The sequence below is a fragment of the Stenotrophomonas sp. SRS1 genome (assembly GCF_026130205.1).
Classification (GTDB): domain Bacteria; phylum Pseudomonadota; class Gammaproteobacteria; order Xanthomonadales; family Xanthomonadaceae; genus Stenotrophomonas; species Stenotrophomonas rhizophila_B.
Genome location: NZ_JAINFD010000003.1, coordinates 800,013 through 819,199, shown reverse-complemented (window position 1 = coordinate 819,199; position 19,187 = coordinate 800,013). Strand labels below are relative to the sequence as shown.

The 19,187-nt window shown below is 67.8% G+C and carries 20 protein-coding genes and 1 riboswitch; of the genes, 8 read left to right on the top strand and 12 right to left on the bottom strand.

What is annotated here, in order from left to right; genetic code table 11:
* A complete protein-coding gene (locus K4043_RS14505; RefSeq protein WP_123731285.1) occupies positions 1-264 on the bottom strand; it encodes a hypothetical protein in 264 nt (87 codons plus the stop codon).
* Positions 265-407: 143 nt separating this feature from the next.
* Here K4043_RS14505 and K4043_RS14500 point away from each other — a divergent pair, with 143 nt between their 5' ends.
* The 3 genes from K4043_RS14500 to K4043_RS14490 are packed head-to-tail and all read left to right on the top strand — an operon-like array spanning position 408 to position 2,919.
* Positions 408-1,529 (top strand): class I SAM-dependent methyltransferase, encoded by a 1,122-nt coding sequence (locus K4043_RS14500; RefSeq protein WP_265309726.1) that lies wholly within the window; start codon positions 408-410, stop codon positions 1,527-1,529.
* Positions 1,526-2,230: a pseudouridine synthase gene (locus tag K4043_RS14495; protein WP_123731283.1), complete on the top strand. Its 705-nt coding sequence runs from the start codon at positions 1,526-1,528 to the stop codon at positions 2,228-2,230. Before K4043_RS14500 ends, K4043_RS14495 begins: the two co-directional genes overlap by 4 nt.
* Positions 2,227-2,919 carry an HAD family phosphatase gene (locus tag K4043_RS14490; protein ID WP_265309725.1) on the top strand — a complete coding sequence of 231 codons (693 nt, stop codon included), beginning with the start codon at positions 2,227-2,229 and terminating at the stop codon, positions 2,917-2,919. The genes K4043_RS14495 and K4043_RS14490 overlap by 4 nt, the downstream gene beginning before the upstream one ends.
* 98 nt (positions 2,920-3,017) lie before the next feature.
* Here the strand turns inward: K4043_RS14490 and fabB are convergent, their stop codons facing one another.
* Both fabB and fabA read right to left on the bottom strand, forming a co-directional pair.
* The gene (gene fabB / locus K4043_RS14485) at positions 3,018-4,226 is read right to left on the bottom strand and encodes a beta-ketoacyl-ACP synthase I (protein ID WP_123731281.1); all 1,209 of its coding nucleotides are present in this window, start codon (positions 4,224-4,226) and stop codon (positions 3,018-3,020) included.
* The gene (fabA, locus tag K4043_RS14480) at positions 4,226-4,741 is read right to left on the bottom strand and encodes a 3-hydroxyacyl-[acyl-carrier-protein] dehydratase FabA (protein WP_070471641.1); all 516 of its coding nucleotides are present in this window, start codon (positions 4,739-4,741) and stop codon (positions 4,226-4,228) included. The genes fabB and fabA overlap by 1 nt, the downstream gene beginning before the upstream one ends.
* Before the next feature lie 231 nt (positions 4,742-4,972).
* Here fabA and dinB point away from each other — a divergent pair, with 231 nt between their 5' ends.
* Positions 4,973-6,055: a DNA polymerase IV gene (gene dinB / locus K4043_RS14475; RefSeq protein WP_123731280.1), complete on the top strand. Its 1,083-nt coding sequence runs from the start codon at positions 4,973-4,975 to the stop codon at positions 6,053-6,055.
* 325 nt (positions 6,056-6,380) lie between these two features.
* On the opposite strand, the gene K4043_RS14470 is transcribed toward dinB, so the two are convergent.
* Together K4043_RS14470 and K4043_RS14465 are read right to left on the bottom strand one after the other, a co-directional pair.
* Entirely contained in the window at positions 6,381-7,304 is a 924-nt protein-coding gene (locus K4043_RS14470) for an MBL fold metallo-hydrolase (protein ID WP_265309724.1), read from the bottom strand.
* 51 nt (positions 7,305-7,355) lie between these two features.
* Positions 7,356-7,994: an NAD(P)H-binding protein gene (locus K4043_RS14465; protein WP_265309723.1), complete on the bottom strand. Its 639-nt coding sequence runs from the start codon at positions 7,992-7,994 to the stop codon at positions 7,356-7,358.
* Positions 7,995-8,090: 96 nt separating this feature from the next.
* Here K4043_RS14465 and K4043_RS14460 point away from each other — a divergent pair, with 96 nt between their 5' ends.
* Positions 8,091-8,993, top strand: coding sequence for a LysR family transcriptional regulator (locus tag K4043_RS14460; RefSeq protein WP_123731277.1), 903 nt, complete (start codon positions 8,091-8,093; stop codon positions 8,991-8,993).
* Between the two features lie 85 nt (positions 8,994-9,078).
* Positions 9,079-9,729, top strand: coding sequence for a phosphoglycolate phosphatase (gene gph / locus K4043_RS14455; RefSeq protein ID WP_265309722.1), 651 nt, complete (start codon positions 9,079-9,081; stop codon positions 9,727-9,729).
* Positions 9,730-9,844: 115 nt separating this feature from the next.
* Here gph and btuB read toward each other — a convergent pair whose 3' ends face one another.
* The gene (gene btuB / locus K4043_RS14450; protein WP_265309721.1) at positions 9,845-11,686 is read right to left on the bottom strand and encodes a TonB-dependent vitamin B12 receptor; all 1,842 of its coding nucleotides are present in this window, start codon (positions 11,684-11,686) and stop codon (positions 9,845-9,847) included.
* A 123-nt stretch (positions 11,687-11,809) separates the two neighbouring features.
* A riboswitch (cobalamin riboswitch) is annotated at positions 11,810-12,039 on the bottom strand.
* Between the two features lie 152 nt (positions 12,040-12,191).
* Here btuB and K4043_RS14445 point away from each other — a divergent pair.
* Positions 12,192-12,770: a histidine phosphatase family protein gene (locus tag K4043_RS14445; protein WP_123731274.1), complete on the top strand. Its 579-nt coding sequence runs from the start codon at positions 12,192-12,194 to the stop codon at positions 12,768-12,770.
* 37 nt (positions 12,771-12,807) lie between these two features.
* Here the strand turns inward: K4043_RS14445 and K4043_RS14440 are convergent, their stop codons facing one another.
* Together K4043_RS14440 and K4043_RS14435 are read right to left on the bottom strand one after the other, a co-directional pair.
* Positions 12,808-13,179, bottom strand: coding sequence for a TfoX/Sxy family protein (locus K4043_RS14440; RefSeq protein WP_123731273.1), 372 nt, complete (start codon positions 13,177-13,179; stop codon positions 12,808-12,810).
* Positions 13,176-13,658 (bottom strand): GAF domain-containing protein, encoded by a 483-nt coding sequence (locus tag K4043_RS14435; RefSeq protein ID WP_265309720.1) that lies wholly within the window; start codon positions 13,656-13,658, stop codon positions 13,176-13,178. Before K4043_RS14435 ends, K4043_RS14440 begins: the two co-directional genes overlap by 4 nt.
* 119 nt (positions 13,659-13,777) lie before the next feature.
* Between K4043_RS14435 and bioD the strand changes: the two genes are divergently transcribed.
* Positions 13,778-14,461: a dethiobiotin synthase gene (gene bioD, locus K4043_RS14430; RefSeq protein ID WP_265309719.1), complete on the top strand. Its 684-nt coding sequence runs from the start codon at positions 13,778-13,780 to the stop codon at positions 14,459-14,461.
* Positions 14,462-14,464: 3 nt separating this feature from the next.
* Here the strand turns inward: bioD and K4043_RS14425 are convergent, their stop codons facing one another.
* From K4043_RS14425 to msrB, 4 genes are all read right to left on the bottom strand, one after another.
* Positions 14,465-15,895: a PLP-dependent aminotransferase family protein gene (locus K4043_RS14425; RefSeq protein ID WP_265309718.1), complete on the bottom strand. Its 1,431-nt coding sequence runs from the start codon at positions 15,893-15,895 to the stop codon at positions 14,465-14,467.
* Positions 15,896-16,051: 156 nt separating this feature from the next.
* On the bottom strand, positions 16,052-16,795 hold the full coding sequence (gene msrA / locus K4043_RS14420) for a peptide-methionine (S)-S-oxide reductase MsrA (RefSeq protein ID WP_265309717.1): 744 nt from the start codon (positions 16,793-16,795) through the stop codon (positions 16,052-16,054).
* Between the two features lie 11 nt (positions 16,796-16,806).
* On the bottom strand, positions 16,807-18,564 hold the full coding sequence (locus K4043_RS14415) for a cytochrome c biogenesis protein DipZ (protein ID WP_265309716.1): 1,758 nt from the start codon (positions 18,562-18,564) through the stop codon (positions 16,807-16,809).
* Between the two features lie 36 nt (positions 18,565-18,600).
* Complete coding sequence (msrB, locus tag K4043_RS14410) at positions 18,601-19,107, bottom strand: peptide-methionine (R)-S-oxide reductase MsrB (protein WP_123731267.1); 507 nt, start codon at positions 19,105-19,107, stop codon at positions 18,601-18,603.
* Between the last annotated feature and the right edge of the window lie 80 nt (positions 19,108-19,187).

The window sequence follows — 19,187 nt, the reverse complement described above, 5'->3', positions numbered from 1 at the left end:
TCAGTGGATGAACTCGCTGGGTTCAGCCTCGAAACGGCGCGCATACGCCCGCTCATCGGCGATGCGGGCCACCTCTTCGTCGGCCAGGTCCGGCGCGCCGTAGACCGCATAGGCCACGCTGCCGTCGGCGGTCTTGCCGACCTGGTGGAGGCGGTAGCGCGAATGGCCGCCGCCGGTATCTTCGGGGTAGTGCACCGGTGGCTGGCTGCCCTCCATGTCCATCTCGCTGTTGTCGACTACGCCACCGACAAACAATGCACGCATGAGCCATCTCCACGGGAAGTGAGGCTCCACCCTGCCGGTTTGGATGTTGTCAGGGCATCAACAGGACGTTGAATAAACGCAAATCCGGGGCTGGCGGGGCGAACCGGTAGAATGGCGGCCTCTTTTCAAGATGTGCCCTCCGCATGGCTGCCCAGCACGACGCTCCCCTGGAAACCCTGTTCCTGCCGTTCGCCAGTGGCGTGCTGTCCTGGCCGGCCGGCCCCGTGCTGTTCCTGCGCGCCCGCGATGGCGCGCCGCTGCGCGAGCACGCCCAGCCGGCGCAGCTGGTCTGCGAGCAGAGCTTCCGCCCGTTTGCCGACGCCCTGGAAGCCAGCGGCTGGACCGTACGTGACGAGCAGCAGCTGGCCGGTGATGCCACCCGCTACGCCGTGGTGCTGGTGCTGCCACCGCGCCAGCGCGAGGAAGCCAAGGCGCTGTTCGCCCGTGCGCTGGCCCTGACCGCCCCGGGCGGGATCGTGGTGGCCTGCCAGCACAACAACGAAGGCGCCCGCTCCGGCGAAGGCGACCTGCAGCAGCTGGCCGGCCTCGGCGGCAAGCTGACCAAGAACCATTGCCGTGCCTACTGGACTGCGCCGCTCAACGGCCAGCACGACGCCGCGCTCGCGCAGCGCTGGGCAACGCTGGACGCGCCGCGCGCGATCCTTGGCGGCCGCTTCCAGAGCCGCCCGGGCATCTTCGCCTGGGACCGCATCGATCCCGCCTCGGCGCTGCTGGTGGAGCAGCTGCCGGCCGATCTGGCCGGCCGTGGCGCCGATCTGGGCGCCGGCTTCGGCTATCTGTCCGCCGAAGTGCTGGCGCGCTGCCCGAACGTGACCGCGCTGGACCTGTACGAGGCCGAAGGCCGCGCGCTGGCGCTGGCCCGCGAGAACCTGACCGCACTCGGCAAGCCGGCGGCGCTGGCCTATCACTGGCAGGACGTCACCGCCGGAATCGAGGGCGAGTACGACTTCATCGTGACCAACCCGCCGTTCCACACCCCGTCGCGCGCGGATCGCCCGGATATCGGCCAGCGCTTCATCGCCGTGGCCGCGCAGGCGCTGCGCCCGGGCGGTCGCATGTGGCTGGTGGCCAACCGTCACCTGCCGTACGAGCACATTCTCAACGAGAGCTTCGGCCAGGTCCGGGTGGCTGCCGAGCGCGATGGCTTCAAGCTGATCGAAGCGACCAAGGCCAGCAAGAGCGCCACGCCGGTTCGCACGCCGCGCAGCACCGAGCCGAAGTGGGGCCGCGGAGGCCGCGCATGAAGCTGGTCAAGCTGTTGGCCAACCTGGGCTATGGCAGCCGCAAGCAGGTGCAGGGGATGTTCCGCGCCGGCCTGATCACCGATGCCGAGGGCGAGGTGCTGTACGCCGATGACGCGGTCGCGCATGAGGCGATCCGGGTCGAGGGCGAGCCGCTGGACCCGCCGCAGGGGCTGACCCTGCTGCTGCACAAGCCGCGCGGCTACACCTGTTCGACCAAGGACAAGGGCCGGCTGATTTACGACCTGCTGCCGCCGCGCTACCGCGACCGTGCGCCGGTGTTGTCCTCGGTGGGCCGCCTGGACCGCGACACCAGTGGCATGCTGCTGATGACCGACGATGGCGCGCTGCTGCACCGGATCGTGTCGCCGAAGTCGCGCCTGGACAAGGCCTACGAGGTCACCCTGGCCGAAGACCTGCGCGGCGATGAAACCGCGCGTTTCGCCAGCGGCGGCCTGCTGCTGGAATCGGACGACAAGCCCCTGCTGCCGGCCGAGCTGCACGTGAACGGTCCGCGCCAGGCGCAGCTGGTCCTGCACGAAGGCCGCTACCACCAGGCCCGCCGGATGTTCGCGGCCGTCGGCAACCACGTCGAGGCGCTGCACCGCAGCCGTATCGGCGGGCTGTCGCTGGGGGAACTGCCCGAAGGTGAGTGGCGCATGCTCGATGCGGCCGATCTCGAGACGCTGTTCAACGTCCCATGACCGCCTTCGCCGCGCTGCCGTTCCTGCCCGACGCCGTCATCTTCGACATGGACGGGTTGATGATCGACAGCGAGCGCGTCTCGATCGCGTGCTGGTCGCAGGCGGCGCAGGAGCTGGCGCTGCCGTTCCCGGAGGGCTTCTGGCTGCGCATGGTGGGTCTGGGCGACCGCGACTGCGAGCGCCTGCTGCTGCAGACGGTCACTGCCGAGCAGGTCGCCGCGCTGTTCGCGCGTTGCCACGAACTGTACGAAGCGCGCACGCAGCAGGGTCTGCCGCTGCGCCCCGGCATCCTGGAGATCCTGCAGCTGCTGCACGAACATGGCGTTCCACGTGCAGTGGCGACCTCCACCCGCCAGCCACGTGCCTCGCGCAAGCTGGCGGCGGCCGGGCTGCTGCCGTTCTTCGAGGTGGTGGTGACCAGCAGCGATGTCGCGCATCCCAAGCCCGCCCCGGACATCTACCTGCTGGCGGCGCAGAAGCTGGGCAAGGACCCGGCGCGCTGCCTGGCGCTGGAAGATTCCCCGGCCGGGATCCGCGCGGCCGTGGGTGCGGGGATGACCGCGATCCAGGTTCCGGACCTGGTGCATCCGGATGAAGAACTGCGCGCGCTGGGGCATCGCATCGTGGATTCGCTGCTGGATGCCCGGGCGTTGTTGATGCCGCTGTTGCCGGTGACCGGCGCGCGGTGATGTCCCGCCCGGCTTGCCGATACACCGGGCATTGATCGCGTGCACCACGAAAAAGCCCGGCACATGGCCGGGCTTTTTCATGCGGATCCAGGCGGTACTCAGAGGCGGCTGAACACCAGCGCCGCATTCGTGCCGCCAAAGCCGAAGCTGTTGGACATCACGGTGTTCAGCTGTGCCGGCTGGGTCTGCTGCACGATCGGGAAGCCTTCCACCAGCGGGTCCAGCTCGCCGATGTTGGCCGAGCCGGCGATGAAGCCATCGCGCATCATCAGCAGGCAGTAGATCGCTTCGTGCACGCTTGCCGCGCCCAGCGAATGGCCGGACAGCGCCTTGGTCGAGGACAGCGGCGGAATGCTCTCGCCGAACACTTCACGCACCGCCTTCAGCTCGGTGACGTCGCCCAGCGGAGTCGAGGTGCCGTGCGTGTTGAGGTAGTCGATCGGGGCGGTGATGTGCTCCATCGCCATGTTCATGCAGCGCACCGCGCCTTCACCGGACGGGGCGACCATGTCGGCGCCATCGGAGGTGACGCCGTACCCGACCAGCTCGGCATAGATGCGCGCGCCACGGGCCACGGCGTGGTCGTAGTCTTCCAGCACCAGCATGCCGCCGCCACCGGCGATGACGAAGCCGTCGCGGTCCTTGTCGTACGGGCGCGAGGCCGAGGCGGGCGTGTCGTTGAAGCGGGTCGACAGGGCGCCCATCGCATCGAACATCACGCTCATCGACCAGTGCAGGTCTTCACCGCCACCGGCGAACATCACGTCCTGCGCGCCATGGCGGATCAGATCCGCGGCGGCGCCGATGCAATGCGCGGAGGTGGCGCAGGCGGCCGACAGCGAGTAGCTCAGGCCCTTGATCTGGAACGCCGTGGCCAGGCACGCCGACACGGTGGAGCACATCGTGCGCGGCACCATGTACGGGCCCACCTTGCGCACGCCGCGGGCGCGCAGGATGTCGGCCGATTCCACCTGCCACTGGCTGGAGCCGCCGCCGGAGCCGGCGATCAGGCCGGTCCGCGGGTTGGCGACCTGCGCCTCGTCCAGGCCGGCATCGGCGATCGCATCGCGCATGGCGATGTACGCATACGCCGACGCATCGCTCATGAAGCGCTTCACCTTGCGGTCGATCTGCGCATCCAGGTCCAGCTCGATGTTGCCGCCGACATGGCTGCGCAGGCCGGCTTCGGCATGATCGGGCAGGTGGCGGATGCCGGCCTTGCCTTCACGCAATGCAGTGGACACGGTGTCCAGATCGTTGCCCAGGCACGAGGTGATGCCCATTCCGGTAATGACGACGCGACGCATCAGAAGTTCTCAGTGGAAGTGAACAGACCTACACGCAGGTCTTTGGCAGAGTAGATTTCGCGACCGTCCACCAGCATGCGGGCGTCGGACTGTGCCATCACCAGCTTGCGGTTGATGACGCGCGAGATGTCGATTTCGTAGGTGACGCGCTTGGCGCTCGGCAGCACCTGGCCGGTGAACTTCACTTCACCGCAGCCCAGGGCGCGGCCACGGCCGGGCGCACCGATCCAGGTCAGGAAGAAGCCGGTCAGCTGCCACATGGCATCCAGGCCGAGGCAGCCGGGCATGACCGGGTCGCCGAGGAAGTGGCAGTCGAAGAACCACAGGTCAGGGCGGATATCCAGTTCCGCGCGTACCATGCCTTTGCCGTGTGGGCCGCCGTCCTCGCGGATATCGGTGATGCGATCGAACATCAGCATCGGATCATTGGGCAGGCGGCCGCTGCCCGGGCCGAACAGTTCACCGCGGGCGCTGGCCAGCAGCTGGTCGCGCGAGAACGCGTTGAGACGAGTCATGGAAAACGCAATCCTGAGGAAGTTGTCATCGGGGTGAGCCGACCACAGGTCGACTGCTCTTGCATGAAGCAAGTGCTCAAGAGTGCATGAGAAAAAGTGATTCAATCAAACGTTTTAACCGTACGCCGCCGTAGTGTTTTCAGGTTCAAAAACGCATGTTGTTGTTATCCAACAACCATACTGCGGCGTGTGGCTGTAATCTTGTTCATCTGAATTCGAGTGCCAACGCCCGTGTCCCGCCCCCGCAAGATCATTCACGTCGACATGGATGCGTTTTACGCGTCCGTGGAGCAGCGTGACGACCCTTCTTTGCGGGGCAAACCGGTGGTGGTGGCGTGGCGTGGGATGCGCTCGGTGGTCTGCGCGGCCTCGTACGAGGCGCGGGTGTTCGGGGTGCGTTCGGCGATGCCGGCGCTGCGCGCGGAGCGGTTGTGTCCGGATGCGGTATTCGTGCCGCCGGATTTCGCCCGCTACAAGGCGGTGTCACGCCAGGTGCGCGAGATATTCCTGCGGCATACGGATCTGGTGGAACCGTTGTCGTTGGACGAGGCGTATCTGGATGTGACCGAGCACAAGGGCGGGATGACGGTGGCGACGGAGATCGCGCAGATCATCCGCGCGCAGATCCGCGAAGAGACGCAGTTGACCGCCTCGGCGGGGATCGCGCCGAACAAGTTCCTGGCCAAGATCGCCTCGGATTGGCGCAAGCCCGATGGGCAGTTCGTGGTGCCGCCGCATCGCATCGAGCAGTTCCTGACGCCGTTGCCGGTGAACCGTGTGCCGGGCGTGGGCAAGGTGATGGCAGCGAAGCTGGCCGAGCTGGGCGTGGCGACGGTGGGTGATCTACGTGCGCTGCCGCTGGAGGAACTGGAGGCGCGGTTCGGGACGTTCGGGGGGCGGTTGTTCAATCGTGCGCGCGGTGTGGATGAGCGGCCGGTGGAGCCGGATCAGCCGGTGCAGTCGATTTCGTCGGAGGATACGTTCGCGGAGGATCTGTTGTTGGAGGATCTGGCGCCGGCGATCGTGCAGTTGGCGGAGAAGACGTGGCTGGCGACGCGCAAGACGGACCGGGTGGGGCATACGGTGGTGTTGAAGTTGAAGACGTCGCAGTTCCGGATCATTACGCGCAGTTTTACGCCGGAGTCGCCGCCGGATTCGGTGGAGGAGCTGCGCGATATTGCGTTGGGGTTGCGGGCGCGGGTGGAGTTGCCGTTGGAGACGCGGTATCGGTTGGTGGGGGTGGGGTTGGGGGGATTCCGGGAGCGGGAGGTGGTACGCCAGCCGGGGTTGTTTGATCATCTTGGTGATGTGTAGCTGGGCGGTATTCGTCCGCGGTTTTTGCCGTTTTTCTTGATCTGTTCAAGTGTTGACGGCAACGGCAACGGCAACGGCGACATCAAGATCAAGATCAACTGCTAAGGCGCTGGTATCTGCGTGGTGAGAGTTTGGGACGACGCGGGTGGGGTATCGGGACCCGCCGCAAGTACGTCCATGTAGGCTCGTGTGTTGCCATCCATGGCAACACACGGTCCCGATACCCCACCCGCGTCGTCCCCCCGACACATGTCGGTGCGCAGAGGGGAAACGCGTCGTGCGTTTCGAGATTCGCGGATGACGTTTGGTTTCTACGGATGCGTCATTACGGCCACTGCATTTCACCCTTGGCTACTTTCGCGCTCAGTTCCAGCGAGCTCTCGCCTGCCAGGTTCGGATAGCGTTTTTTCATCGCGGCAATCAGTGCGTTGGCGTCTTTGCTGCGTGCGGTTTCTTCGTCGAAGGCGCGGATGTAGTTGGCGGTGAAATCCACGGCGCTGATATCCAGGGCTGCATCGGCTGCGTAGTGGCCGGGGATGACGCGGGTGGGGTTCAGGGCCTTGATGGTGGCGAGGGTCTGCAGCCAGTGCGCGTGTGATTGCGCGCTTTGGGTGTCGGCCATCCAGACGTGTTCGCCGGCGACGATGGGGATGCCGCCGAGGAGGGTGCGCTGGGAGGGGATCCACAGGACGGTGCGGTCCGGGGTGGGGCCGGTGAGGCCGATGATCTTGATCGGTTGGCCTTCGAGGGTGAGGGTGTCGCCGTCCAGTGGGGCGGGGATGACGATGCGGCTCGGCTTGCCTGCGCCCATCTGGGGGCCCCAGAACGCGAGTTTGGCGGCCTGGGTGGCGTTGATGTGGGCGACGGTAGCGGGCGTGGCAAGGATGCGGGCGTCGGGGAAGGCGTCCTGCAGGGTGGCCAGGCCGAAGTAGTAGTCGGGGTCGCCGTGGCTGATGTAGATCGTGGTCAGGCGTTTGCCTGAGTCACGGATGCGTTGGACCAGCTGCGCGGCATCGGTGGCGGCGAACTGGGCATCCACGAGGATGGCGTCGTGAGGGCCGGTGATCAGGGTCGAGGAGACCGCGAACAGGGCGTTGTCGCCGGGGTGGTACGGCTGCACCGCGAGGGGGGCGGCCTGCGCGGGTGCGTTCGCGGCGGGGCGGGCATGGCTGGTAGCCGGGGTGAGGGCGGTGAGGCCGGTGATCAGAGCGAGGCTGAGGGCCAGGGTGGTGCGGGAGAGCGTGGGCATGGGGGCGGTTCCATCCAGTGCCCCGGCGGGGATCGCCGGGGCGGGCAGGGCTCAGTACGCGACGGTGGCGATCTGGCGCAGGTATTGCGGGGTTTCGATTTCGCTGACGAAGGCGTCGGCGTAGTCGGCGTAGCTGATCCGGCTGTGGCCGTCATCGCCGACCAGGAAGTTCTTCGCCTGGGTGCGGAAGCCGCCGCGCTGCGGGCCGGGGCCGATTTCTGCGGCCGGGGAGTAGAACGTCCAGTCGAGGTCGTCGACGGCGCGCAGCTGCTTCAGCGTCTCGCGGGCGGCCAGGGCGACCGGCTTGTAGGCATCCGGGAAGCCCTCGGTGTCCACCAGCTGCACACCGGGGGCGACTTCCAGGCTGCCGGCGCCACCGACCATGATGAAGCGGGGCACGCCGGCCTGGCGCGCCGCGGCGACCAGGGCGGCACTGGTGGTGGTCACCGTGGTGGGGTCATCGCCCGGGCGCGGGCCGAAGGCGCTGGCCAGGACGTCATGGCCGGCGATCACGGCGGCCAGCGCGTCGGTGTCATCCAGCGCGGCCACGGCCAGCTGGGCGCCGTCCAGTTCCGCCGGGAGGTCGGTCTCACGGCGGACGATGGCGGTGACCTGGTGGCCGCGGGCGAGCGCCTGACGGGTGATTTCACGGCCGATGTTGCCGGTGGCACCAACGAGAGCGATTTTCATGGGGGAGGTCCGTTGAGGAGGGAAGGCCAGCGTATGCCTCTGGAATCGAACGAAAAACCGCGTATAACGGCCTAATTTGTTGCACGGATCGATCAAATGGACCGGATGACTGCCATGAACGTGTTCGTCGAGGTGGCCGAGCGTGGCAGCCTGACCGCTGCGGCCGAGGCGCTGGAGATGTCGCGGGCGATGGTGACGCGCTATCTGGCCGAGGTAGAGCGCTGGCTGGGCGCGCGTCTGCTGCACCGGACCACGCGCCGGATCAGCCTGACGGGGCCGGGAGAAGCGGCGCTGCTTCGCTTCCGGCAGATGCTGGCGATCGGCGATGAACTGCACGCTGAGCTGGCCACTGACAACCCCGAGCCACACGGGCTGATCCGGGTGACCGCGAGTGTTTCTTTCGGGCAGCTCCACCTGGCCGCGGCGGTGGCCGAGTTCGTCAAACGCCATCCGCTGACGCGGGTGGAACTGCTACTCGTCGACCGGGTGGTGAATCTGGTGGAAGAGCGGGTGGACATCGCCGTACGCATCTCACGCGCAATCGACCCGAGTCTGATCGCGCGCCATCTTGGGCCGTGCCGGTCGGTGTTGTGTGCGGCGCCGTCGTACGTGGCCGAGCGCGGTGCACCGGGCTCGGCCGATGCATTGGCCGCGCATAACTGCCTGACCCACCACTACGTGGGCAAGAGCGTGTGGCACCTGCAGCGCGACGGGCGACAGATCGCGGTGGCGGTGGGCGGCAACATCAGCGCCAATGAAGCATCGTTGCTGCTGGAAGCCGTACGCGCCGGGGCGGGTATCGCCATGTTGCCGATGTACCAGATCGCGCCGCTGCTGCGTTCGGGCGAACTGGTGGCCGTGCTGCCCGACTACACGGTGGAGACGCTGGGGCTGCACGCCGTGTACGCCTCGCGCCGGCAGCTGCCGACGATCATGCGCAGCTTCCTGGATTTCCTGGTGGAGCGTTTCAGCAGCCCGCAGTTCCTGGCGTTGCTCTGAGTGCCTGGGGTCAACGGCGCATGAGCAGCGCCGTTGCGGTGCCGCCGTACAATGGGGCTCCCACGTCGTTGAAGTGAGTGTCGTCTTGTCGTATCCGTATCCGTTGGTGGTGTTCGATCTGGATGGCACGCTGGTGGACAGCGCGGCCGATATCGCCGAAGCGCTCAACCGCACGCTGCAGGATTGGCAGTTGCCGCGCGTGCCGGAGGCGACGGTGTTGACGTGGATCGGTGATGGCGTGCGGCGGCTGGTCGAGCAGGCGTTTACCGCGGCCGGCAGCGATATCGATCTGGACGAGGTGATGCCTGGTTTCATGCGGCACTACGAAGCGTGCCTGTTGCGCAGCCCGCGCCTGTTTGATGGCGTGACCGAGACGTTGGCGGCCTTGCGCAAGCGTTCGGTGACGCTGGCGATCTGCACCAACAAGCCGTCCGCGCTGGTGGCGCCGTTGCTGCAGCATTTCGGTCTGCAGGATGTGTTCGCACTGGTGCTGGGCGGGGATTCCCTGCCGGAGCGCAAGCCGAATGGTGCGCCGTTGCGGCATATCGCGGCACACTTCGACGTGGCTGTCGAGGCAGCGTTGATGGTGGGTGATTCGATCACCGATTACCGCGCTGCGGTGGATGCAGGCATGCCGGTGGCGCTGGTGCGCTATGGGTATCCGCGCGGGCTGGATCTGGACAACGTCGAGGCGGTTGCCGTGATGGATGATCTGCGGGAATTGCTGGTGTTGTAAGGCGTTCGAGCGTGTGCCGACCAACGGTCGGCACCTACCAGGTTCAATGATTGTGCCGACCAACGGTCGGCACCTACCGGAGGTGGGACGGCGGCAGTGCCGCCGTCCAGATCCCTTACTTCGGCTGGTAACGCACGCTCAGGCGGTACTCGCGGCCGGGCTGGTTGTACCAGGCGACGGTTTCGTAGTCGCGGTCGAACAGGTTGCTGACCCGGCCCAGTACGGACCAATCGCGGGTCAGCGCGTATTCCAGGCGCAGATCCACGGTGCCGTAGCCGCCCAGGCGCACGGTGTTGGCCGCATTGTCGTACCGCTTGCCGGCGCCGTTGGCGGTGAGGCCGGCGCGGAAGTCACCGAAACGGCGATCGACGTCCAGACGCGCGGTGTTCTGTGCGCGGCGGGCCAGCCAGTTGTCGAACTGCGCGCTGCCGTCGGTGCGGTTGCGCGGGTCGGTGTGGCTGAGTTGTGCGTTGAGGTCGAATCCGGCGAGGGTGATCGCACCGGTCAGTTCGGCACCGCGGATGCGGGCCTTCTCGACCTGCGACATCATGAAGGTGGTCGCGTCGTAGGTGATCAGGTCATCGATGCGCGTTTCGTATACGTCCAGGCCCCAGCGCCAGCCATCACCCTGCTGGGCGATGCCGATGTTCGCGCTCTTGGATGTCTCCGGATCCAGGGTCGGCACGCCGCTCCACGGGTCGTATAGGTCGCTGAAGGTCGGGGCCTTGAACGCGGTGCCGTAGCTGGCGTTGAGGCGGAAACCGCTGCCCAGCTCCAGACCCCAGCCGAGGCTGCCGGTGGTGTGGTTGCCGAACTGCTCGTTGTCGTCGTTGCGCACGCTGGCCTGCAGGTGGTGCGCGCCGAAGCGGCCCTGGTACTGCACGAACACACCGGTGTTGTCGCGGCTGTCGACCAGGTAGCCGGCGCTGCTGCCGTCCAGGTTGTCCTGGCTCCAGTCCACGCCGGCGCTCAGCAGCTGGCCGTCAGCGATGCCGATGTCGGCCTGCACCGACGCACTGTCGCGGTGGGTTTGCGCGTTGCCCAGCCAGGTATCACCGTTGTAGTTGTCCGATTCGTTGTCAGCGCGGCCGACGTTCACGGTCAGGTTGAAGCGCTCACTCGGCGTGTAGCGCAACTTGCCGCCGAGCACCTGCTGCAGGGTCTCGGAGTAGTTGTAGTAGCCGTCGTACTGGTTCTCGCCTTCGGCGCGCAGCGCGGTGCCTTCCAGGCTCAGCGTGTCGGTCAGCGCATAGCCGCCGCGCAGGCTCATCGACAGGTTGCGGTAGCCGTCGCGGTCGGGCTCATCGGCACCGCAGCCAGCGAAGGTAGCGGCGTCGCCGCGGCAGGCGTTGATGCCATCGGTGTGCTGGTAGGCGATGTCGGTGCCGAACCAGCCACGCTCCCCGCTGCCGCCGAAGCCACCGCTGGCCTCGCGCAGACCATTGCTGCCGCCACCAAGCTGCAGGTGCGGCGCGAACTGGCCGGCGTTGCGGCGGGTGAAGATCTGGATCACGCCACCGATCGCATCGGCGCCGTACAGGCTGGACTGCGGGCCACGCACGATCTCGATGCGTTCGATCTGCGCCAGCGGCAGGTCCTGGATCATGGCCAGGCCGAGGTCGCCGGTGTTGATGCGCACGCCATCCACCAGCACCAGGGTGTGGGCCGAGTTGGTGCCACGCAGGAACAGCGAGCTCTGCTTGCCCAGGCCGCCGCTGTTGTTGAGGTTGATGCCGGCACGGCCGCGCAGCAGATCCTGCAGCGACGGTGCCTGGCTGCGCTCGATCTCGGCGCGGTCGATCACCTGCGCCGGTGAGATGCTGTCCTGCAGGGCGATCGGGGTGCGCGTGGCGGTGACCAGCACCTGGTCCAGCGCGGTGGCGTCGTCCTGTGCGGAGGCCAGCAGGGGCAGGGCCGACAGCACGGCCAGGGAAAGAACGCGGGTTTGCAGCTTCATCGATGACTCCATGCACCGCGCACGCCCGCGCGGCAAGGGGTGGGGATGATCACGCTGCAGGGGTGTTCGACGGTGGGCGGACGCACGCAGGCGCCTGCTTGCCGCCGCCATGCCCGCCGCATCGCAACCAGTCGTCCTCCAGGCCGGTCTCCGGGCTCGCGCGTCGATGGCGGTGCCATCGTGCCAGGCGCCTTCCCATGCCGAAGCACAGTGGCGTGTTGCCTGGTGTTTCCACGCTTACCGTTGCGGGGGCAGCGCCGGAGTGGCGTGGCACAGGGCCTGACGCGTCACCGGCTTCCCGTTTCAACCTGGCGGCATTGCAGCCCCAGGTCACCTGAAAGTGGGCGCAGTCTAAGCCATCGGCCGGGCCCATGGAGCGCACCGGTTAGAATGCGCCTCGCTTTTTCGATGTGATCTCCATGACCCCAACGTGGTTGCAGCACCCCGGCACCGACGCCCGTGACCCGCACCGGCCGGCCGCAGCGGGCAGCAGACGGGGCGCGGCATGATCCTCGATCTGATCCGCCACGCCAGCACCGGCCGCGACGATCATCTTGATGGCCGCACCGATCCAGCGCTGCACGAGGGCGCGACCGACGCCCTGTGTGCGCGTTATGCCGGGCTGCCCTGGCAGCGTGTGCTGTCCTCGCCACGGCAGCGAGCACTGTTGACCGCCGAGGCATTGGCCTTGCCCCACGCGGTGGACGTGGAGGCCGATGAGGAATGGGAAGAACTCGATTTCGGCGACTGGGACGGGCTCGCGCTGGAGGCGCTGCCGATGGATGCGCTGTCCGCCTTCCATCTGGACCCGCACGCCAATCCACCGCCGCATGGCGAAAGCTGGGGCCACTTCGAACGCCGCATCGCGCGCGGTCTGCATCGGTTGCTGGATGAACCCGAGCCGGTCCCGACCTTGATCGTCAGCCACGGCGGACCGCTGCGGATGGTGCTGTCGCAGGTGTGCGGCCTGCCGATGGCGATGTGCTGGGCGCTGCGCATCGATCACGGGACGCGGCTGCGTCTGCGCGTGGAACGCGAGGACGACCGGCTGTGGGGCGAACTGCTGGAGCTGCAGCAGGTATGAAGCGCACGGGTAGCGACGGTGTGTCGGTACCTGTGGATCAGCGGTTGTCGTCGTCCATCTCGAACGGCGGCGCTTCCTCGCCGTCATCATCGCGATGCTCCACGGTGCGGTCGTAGACCGGACCGGAGGCAGGCGGCGCCTTCTTCAGCGGCTGGTCGGCGATGATCGCTTCGTACTCCGCCACCAGCACGGTGCGGCGCGCTTCCGGCAGTTCCTGCCAGTGGCAGTCCTGCAGTGCACCTTCCAGCGAGTAGAGCAGGTTCAAGCTGGGCTTGAACCCGGCGCGGCGCACTTTGACGAAGGCACCGACCGCGCCGACCGCCACCAGATCTTCCGGCGTACGCAGACCGACCTGGCGCAGCCATGCTGCGCTCTTCGGGCCGATGTTGCGCAGCTTGACGCCACTCATCCCAATGCCTCGACGAACACGGCGGCGATCGCTTCCAGCCCGGCCTGATCCTCGGCATCGAAGCGCGACAGCGAAGGGCTGTCCAGATCGAACACGCCGACCAGGTCGCCGTTGTGGACCAGCGGCACGACCAGTTCCGAGCGCGAGGCCGAGTCGCAGGCGATGTGACCCGGGAACGCATCGACGTCTTCGATGCGCTGGGTCACCCGCTGCGACGCCGCGGCGCCACACACGCCCTTGTCGAGCGGGATGCGCACGCAGGCGGGCAGGCCCTGGAACGGGCCGACGACGAGCTCCTTGCCATCGAAGAAGTAGAAGCCGACCCAGTTCAGGTGCGGCAGGGCGTGGTAGACCAGCGCCGACAGGTTGGCCGCATTGGCGATGCGGTCGCGCTCGCCGTGCACCAGAGCGCGGGCCTGGGCCAGCAGCTGGCCGTACTGTTCCGGCTTGCTGCCGGTGAGCGTGGAGGTATCGAACATGGCCGCAGTCTACCAAGTGCGGCGGTTGGTTGCCCCCGGGGCTGGCGGAACGCAGCGGACCGCACCGCAGCGCTGCCGGGAGGGCGGATAATGACGCGATTCCGCTCCCGGTCGTTTCCATGTCCCTGCCTGCGCCGCGCCCTGCCGCCCTGTTCGTTACCGGTACCGACACTGGCGTCGGCAAGACCTTCAGCAGCTGTGTGCTGCTGCATGCCCTGCGCCGCCACGGCGGCACCGCAGTGGGCATGAAGCCGGTCGCCAGTGGCTGCGAGCGCACGCCCGAAGGCCTGCGCAACGAGGATGCCACGGCCCTGCTGGCCGCCAGCATGCCGATGCCCGCGTATGACGACCTCAACCCGTTCGCGCTCGAGCAGCCACTGGCCCCGGAGATCGCCGCGGCAGAGGCTGGCGTGCAACTGTCGCTGGCGCCGATCGAGGCCGCCTTCGAGCGCCTGCGCGCCAGCGCGGACACGGTGGTGGTCGAGGGCGTCGGCGGCTGGCTGGCGCCGCTGTCGGCCACGCTGGACCAGAGTGATCTCGTGGACGCGCTGGCGCTGCCGGTGGTGATGGTGGTCGGGCTGCGGCTGGGCTGCCTCAACCATGCGCGGCTGACTGCCGAGGCGATCGCGGCCCGGGGCGCGCGCTGCATCGGCTGGATCGCCAATGAGGTGGACCCCACCATGGCACGCCGCGACGAGAACGTCGCACTGCTCACCGCGCGGCTGCCGATGCCGTGCTGGGGGCGCCTGCCGTATGCGCCGGGTGCGGACCCGGCCCGCCTGGCGGACCGGCTGGTGTTCTGAGCGTCAGCTGCCTGCGCGCGTCTGCAGCGCGCTGGCCAGCCGGCCGAGCGTGGCAATCGCGCCGGCGAAGCGCTCGTCCAGTTCCTGGCAGCACGACAGGCGCAGGCAATGCCGGTAGCGTGCACCGCGCGAGTAGACCTGGCCGGGCATGAACACCACGCCCTCGGCCAAGGCCTGCTCGAACAGCTCCCCGACATCGATCGCGGCGGGCAGTTCCACCCACAGCAGGAACCCGCCGGTCGGCTGGGTGGCCGACGTGCCGGGCGGGAAGTGCTGCGCGATCAGGCCACGCACGTGGCTGACCTGATCGCTGTAGAGCCGACGCAACCCCCGCAGATGATGCTCGTAGTTGCCCGCTTCCAGGAACGCGGCAACCGCGTCCCCGAGCAGGCGTGATTCGGCACCGGAGGAGTGGAACTTCAGCAGCTGGATATCGGCGGCGAAGCGGCCACCGTCGAGCCAGCCGATGCGGTAGTCCGGTGCGAGCGTCTTGGAGAAGCCGCTGCAGACCATGATCCAGCCATCGCGATCAAAGCTCTTGGCCAACGGCTCCAGCGGTTCCTTGAACTGCAGTTCGGCGTAGACCGCGTCTTCGATCAGCGGCACCTGGTAATGGTTCACCAGCGCGGCAAGGCGCTGTTTGTTCGGCACGGGCATGCTGCCGCCGAGCGGATTGTGCACGGTCGGCATGGCCATGATCGCGGCGATGCCACCGGCGGCGAGCAGCGCTTCCAGTGCGTCCAGATCGAGGCCGTCCCTAGGATGGGTAGGCAGCTCGATCGCGCGCAGGCCCAGGCTGCGCAGCAGCGGGTAGATGTTGAAATACGAGGGCGCTTCGATCGCCACCGCATTGCCGGGTTGGGTCACCACGCGCAACGCCAGCTGCAGGGCTTCCATCGCACCATGCGTGAGCACCAGCCGGTCCGTGGTGGTGTGCAGCCCCAGCCGTGGCCCACGCTGCACGATCTGGTTCAGCAGCCGTGCCGCACCGTTGGGACGTGCGTAGGTCTCCACCGTGGTGGCCGCCCGGCGCAGTACCTGCGCGGTGATGCGGGCCAGCTGCGCGCCGGGATAGAAACGCTTGCCGCGCGGGCCGGCGAACGCCAGATCGACGATGTCCGGTTGCTGCTGTGCGGCCAGCACGCGCGCCATCATCGCGTGCTGCGCGGGTGCGGTCGGTGGTGAGGGTGCCTGCCGCAGTGACTGCGTCGGTTCGGGAAGACGTGGGCTGACCACGAAGCCGGCCTTCGGCCGCGGCAGCACCAGCCCGGCATCCTCCAGCTGCCGATAGGCGGCGATCACCGTGTTGAGGCTGAGGCTGCGCTGCGTCGCCAGGCCGCGCAGCGACGGCAGCCGGGTGCCGACCGGCAAGCGTCCACTGCGGATCGCGTCGGCCATTTCATCGGCCAGGGATTGATAGAGGTTGCTCGCCATCGGTCTGTGCGTCCACGGGTATCTGTAACCGTGCGGATGCCATTCATCTGCATCTGTACCCGCCTCAGGACGGAGCCTACCATGGCCGTGATGACTTCCCTCGCGCACGGCAGAGCGATGTGTGCCGTGCGTCTTTTCTTCAGGTTCGCCGCGTGATCAGCGCGCCGAAATGGTGGTACTCACCAGGCGCGGCTGCTCGCGGTACAGGGCCGGATACTGCTGTTTCAGCGCAGCCACCTTGGGCAGGTCGTTGATCCGGATGTACAGCGATTCGGGATGCAGCGTGAGGTAGTTCTGGTGATACCCCTCGGCGGCGAAGAACGGCTTGCCACCATCGACCTGGGTCACCACCGGCGCGGCGTAGGTCCTGGCCTGCTGCAGCTGGGCGATGTACGCGCGGGCGGCATCGCGCTGCGCCGCGTCGTCGGCATAGACCGCCGAGCGGTACTGCGTGCCCCGGTCCGGGCCCTGCCGGTTGAGCTGGGTCGGGTCATGCGCCACCGAGAAGAACACCTGCATCAGCTGGCCATAGCTGACCTGGGCCGGATCGTAGGTGACCTGCACCGCCTCGGCATGGCCGGTACCGCCGCCGCCGACGCGCGGATAGGTGGCATTCGCCGCACTGCCGCCGATGTAGCCGGAGAGCGCGTTGTCCACGCCCTTGATGTGCTGGAACACGCCCTGCACACCCCAGAAGCATCCACCGGCGAATACCACCTGGGCGCGTTTCAGGCCTGGTTGGCGCAGGTCCGCCTTGCCGGTAGGCGCAGGCACGGCCATGGTCGTGGCGGCGGCAGCGTGTGCCGGCCGATCAAGGCCGACCACCACCACGCTGGCGGTGAGTGCGGCGATGGCGACAGCGATGCCGCCTGCAACGAGTTTGTCGACTGCGATCTTCATGCGATGGCTCCTCACCCAAACGTAAAGGCGTAGGCGCGCACCCCGGGATCGAGGAACTCGATCTCGAAGGTGCGCTCCTGCACGGCGCCGGACTGGCGGATCAGCTGATACAGACGGTTTTCATCCACGCGGCCGTCGCCGTCGGCGGAGATGTCTCCACCGGCTGCTGCGCCCGGCGGCTGCCCGTCGATGCGCACGCGGAACCGGACCGGCTTGCCGTCCTCGCCCGGTGCCAGCACCAGGTGCAGGTCACGTGCATGGAAGCGGAAGGCGATACGGCCGCCGCGTGTCTGCAGCCGGGCGTCCTCGTTGCCCACGGTCCAGCGTCCGGCCAAGGCCCACTGGTTGTGTTGAAGCGTGGCCGGCACGGTGTAGTCGGCAGGCTGGTCCTGGCGCTGGCCGCCGGGCGAGGCGAAGTTCTCGGCACGCGCGTGGCCGAGGTAGGTCTCCGGTGATTTGAGGTTGTTCATATCGGCCTGGCGCGCCACGCCGTCCAGCGTCATCGCTACCGGTGCATCGTCACCCGGCAGGGTGTTGCCGGCCTCGCGCAGCAGTTGGCGGATGATCTGCTCGGACTGCGCATAGTTGCCCTCGCCGAAGTGGTGCGCGCGGATCCGGCCCTGCGCATCGATGAAGTAATGCGCCGGCCAGTACTTGTTGTTGAAGCCGCGCCAGATGGCGAAGTCGTTGTCGATTGCGACCGGGTAGGTGACCTTCAGGTCCTTCACCGCCCGCTGCACGTTGGCCAGGTTGCGCTCGAAGGCGAACTCCGGCGCATGCACGCCGATCACCACCAGCCCGTGGTCGCGATAGCGCTCGGCCCACTCACGCACGTAGGGCATCGCACGCAGGCAGTTGATGCAGGAGTAGGTCCAGAAATCGACCAGCACGACCTTGCCGCGCAGCGCCGGTGCATCCAATGGCGGGCTGTTGAGCCAGTCGGTCGCACCGGCCAGCGAGGGCAGGGTGCCCTCCACCGGCAGCGGTTGCCCGGGGGCACCGGCGGTGCTCATCATCGCCGCGCCGGCAACCGGCTGCTGCCCTGGCAGCACGTCGAGCAGGCCCTGTTCCAGCTTGGCGGTGCTGACCGTGGACAGTCGGGTCAGCACACCGGTATCCCAGCCCATCGCGATGGCGACCACCGCCAGCAACGCGGCGATGCCGAGCCCGCGACGCACCCACTCCCCCACGCCAAGGCGGCGCTTGAGCGCGGCGAACACCCGCCCGCCGATCCAGATCGCCAGGGCCAGTGAGGTGGCCGCGCCCAGTGCATAGGCCAGCAGCAGCCCGCTGGTGCCGACACTGGCGCCCTGCAACGCCGCGCCGGTGAGGATCAGGCCGAGGATCGGCCCCGCACACGGCGCCCACAGCAGGCCGGTGGCGATGCCGATCAGCAGCGAGGTGCCAACGCCCCCACGCCCTGCGTCACTGGCCGCATCGGCCGAGGCGCTCAGCCGCGCGCCCAGCCGCTGGAACGGCGACAGCAGACGGTCGGCCAGCGCCGGCCACAGCAGCGCCAGCGCGAACACCGCCATCACCACCAGCGCGATCCAGCGCCCGATCTGGTTGGCCTGCGCCACCCATTGGCTGCTCACCGCCGCCAGGCTGGCGACCACGGCGAACATCAAGGCCATGCCGATCAGCAGCGGCAGGCCACTGCGCAGGAACGGGCGGTCCGAGCGGGCGAACACGAACGGCAGCACCGGCAGGATGCAGGGGCTGAGGATGGTGAGCACGCCACCGAGGTAGGCCAGCACGAGCAGAAGCATGGAGAGGTCCTTCTATGACGCAGGGAAGTACGGCGCTCAGGCCGCGACGAAATTCATGGCCACGCCGTTCATGCAGTAGCGCAGGCCGGTGGGGCGCGGGCCGTCATCGAACACGTGGCCCAGATGGCCACCGCATCGCCGGCAATGCGCTTCGACACGGACCATGCCCAGGGTGGTGTCGCGGTCTTCGCCGACGGCATCGTGCAGCGGCGCCCAGAAGCTGGGCCAGCCGGTGCCGCTGTCGAACTTGGTGGAAGAGGAGAACAACGGCAACGCGCAGCCGGCACAGGTGAAGGTGCCACGCCGATGCTCTTTGTTGAGGGGGCTGCTGAACGGCCGCTCCGTGCTCTGCCGCCGCAGCACGCTGTACTGGGCAGGCGTGAGCTGTTCGCGCCACTGCGCATCGCTGCGCATGACCTCGAACTGGCGTGCGGGCGCGGCGGGCGCCGCCGGGGCAGGGTTGCTGCAGGCGGTCAGGCCAAACAGGCCGGCGGCGGCTGTCATGCCACCCATTCCAAGCACTTTGCGACGTGTGAAGCGCATGACCGATCTCCGGGCACGGGGACGATGCGGCCATGCTGCGCCCGGCCCGGTCAACGAATCCTCACGCAGGGTTAAATTTT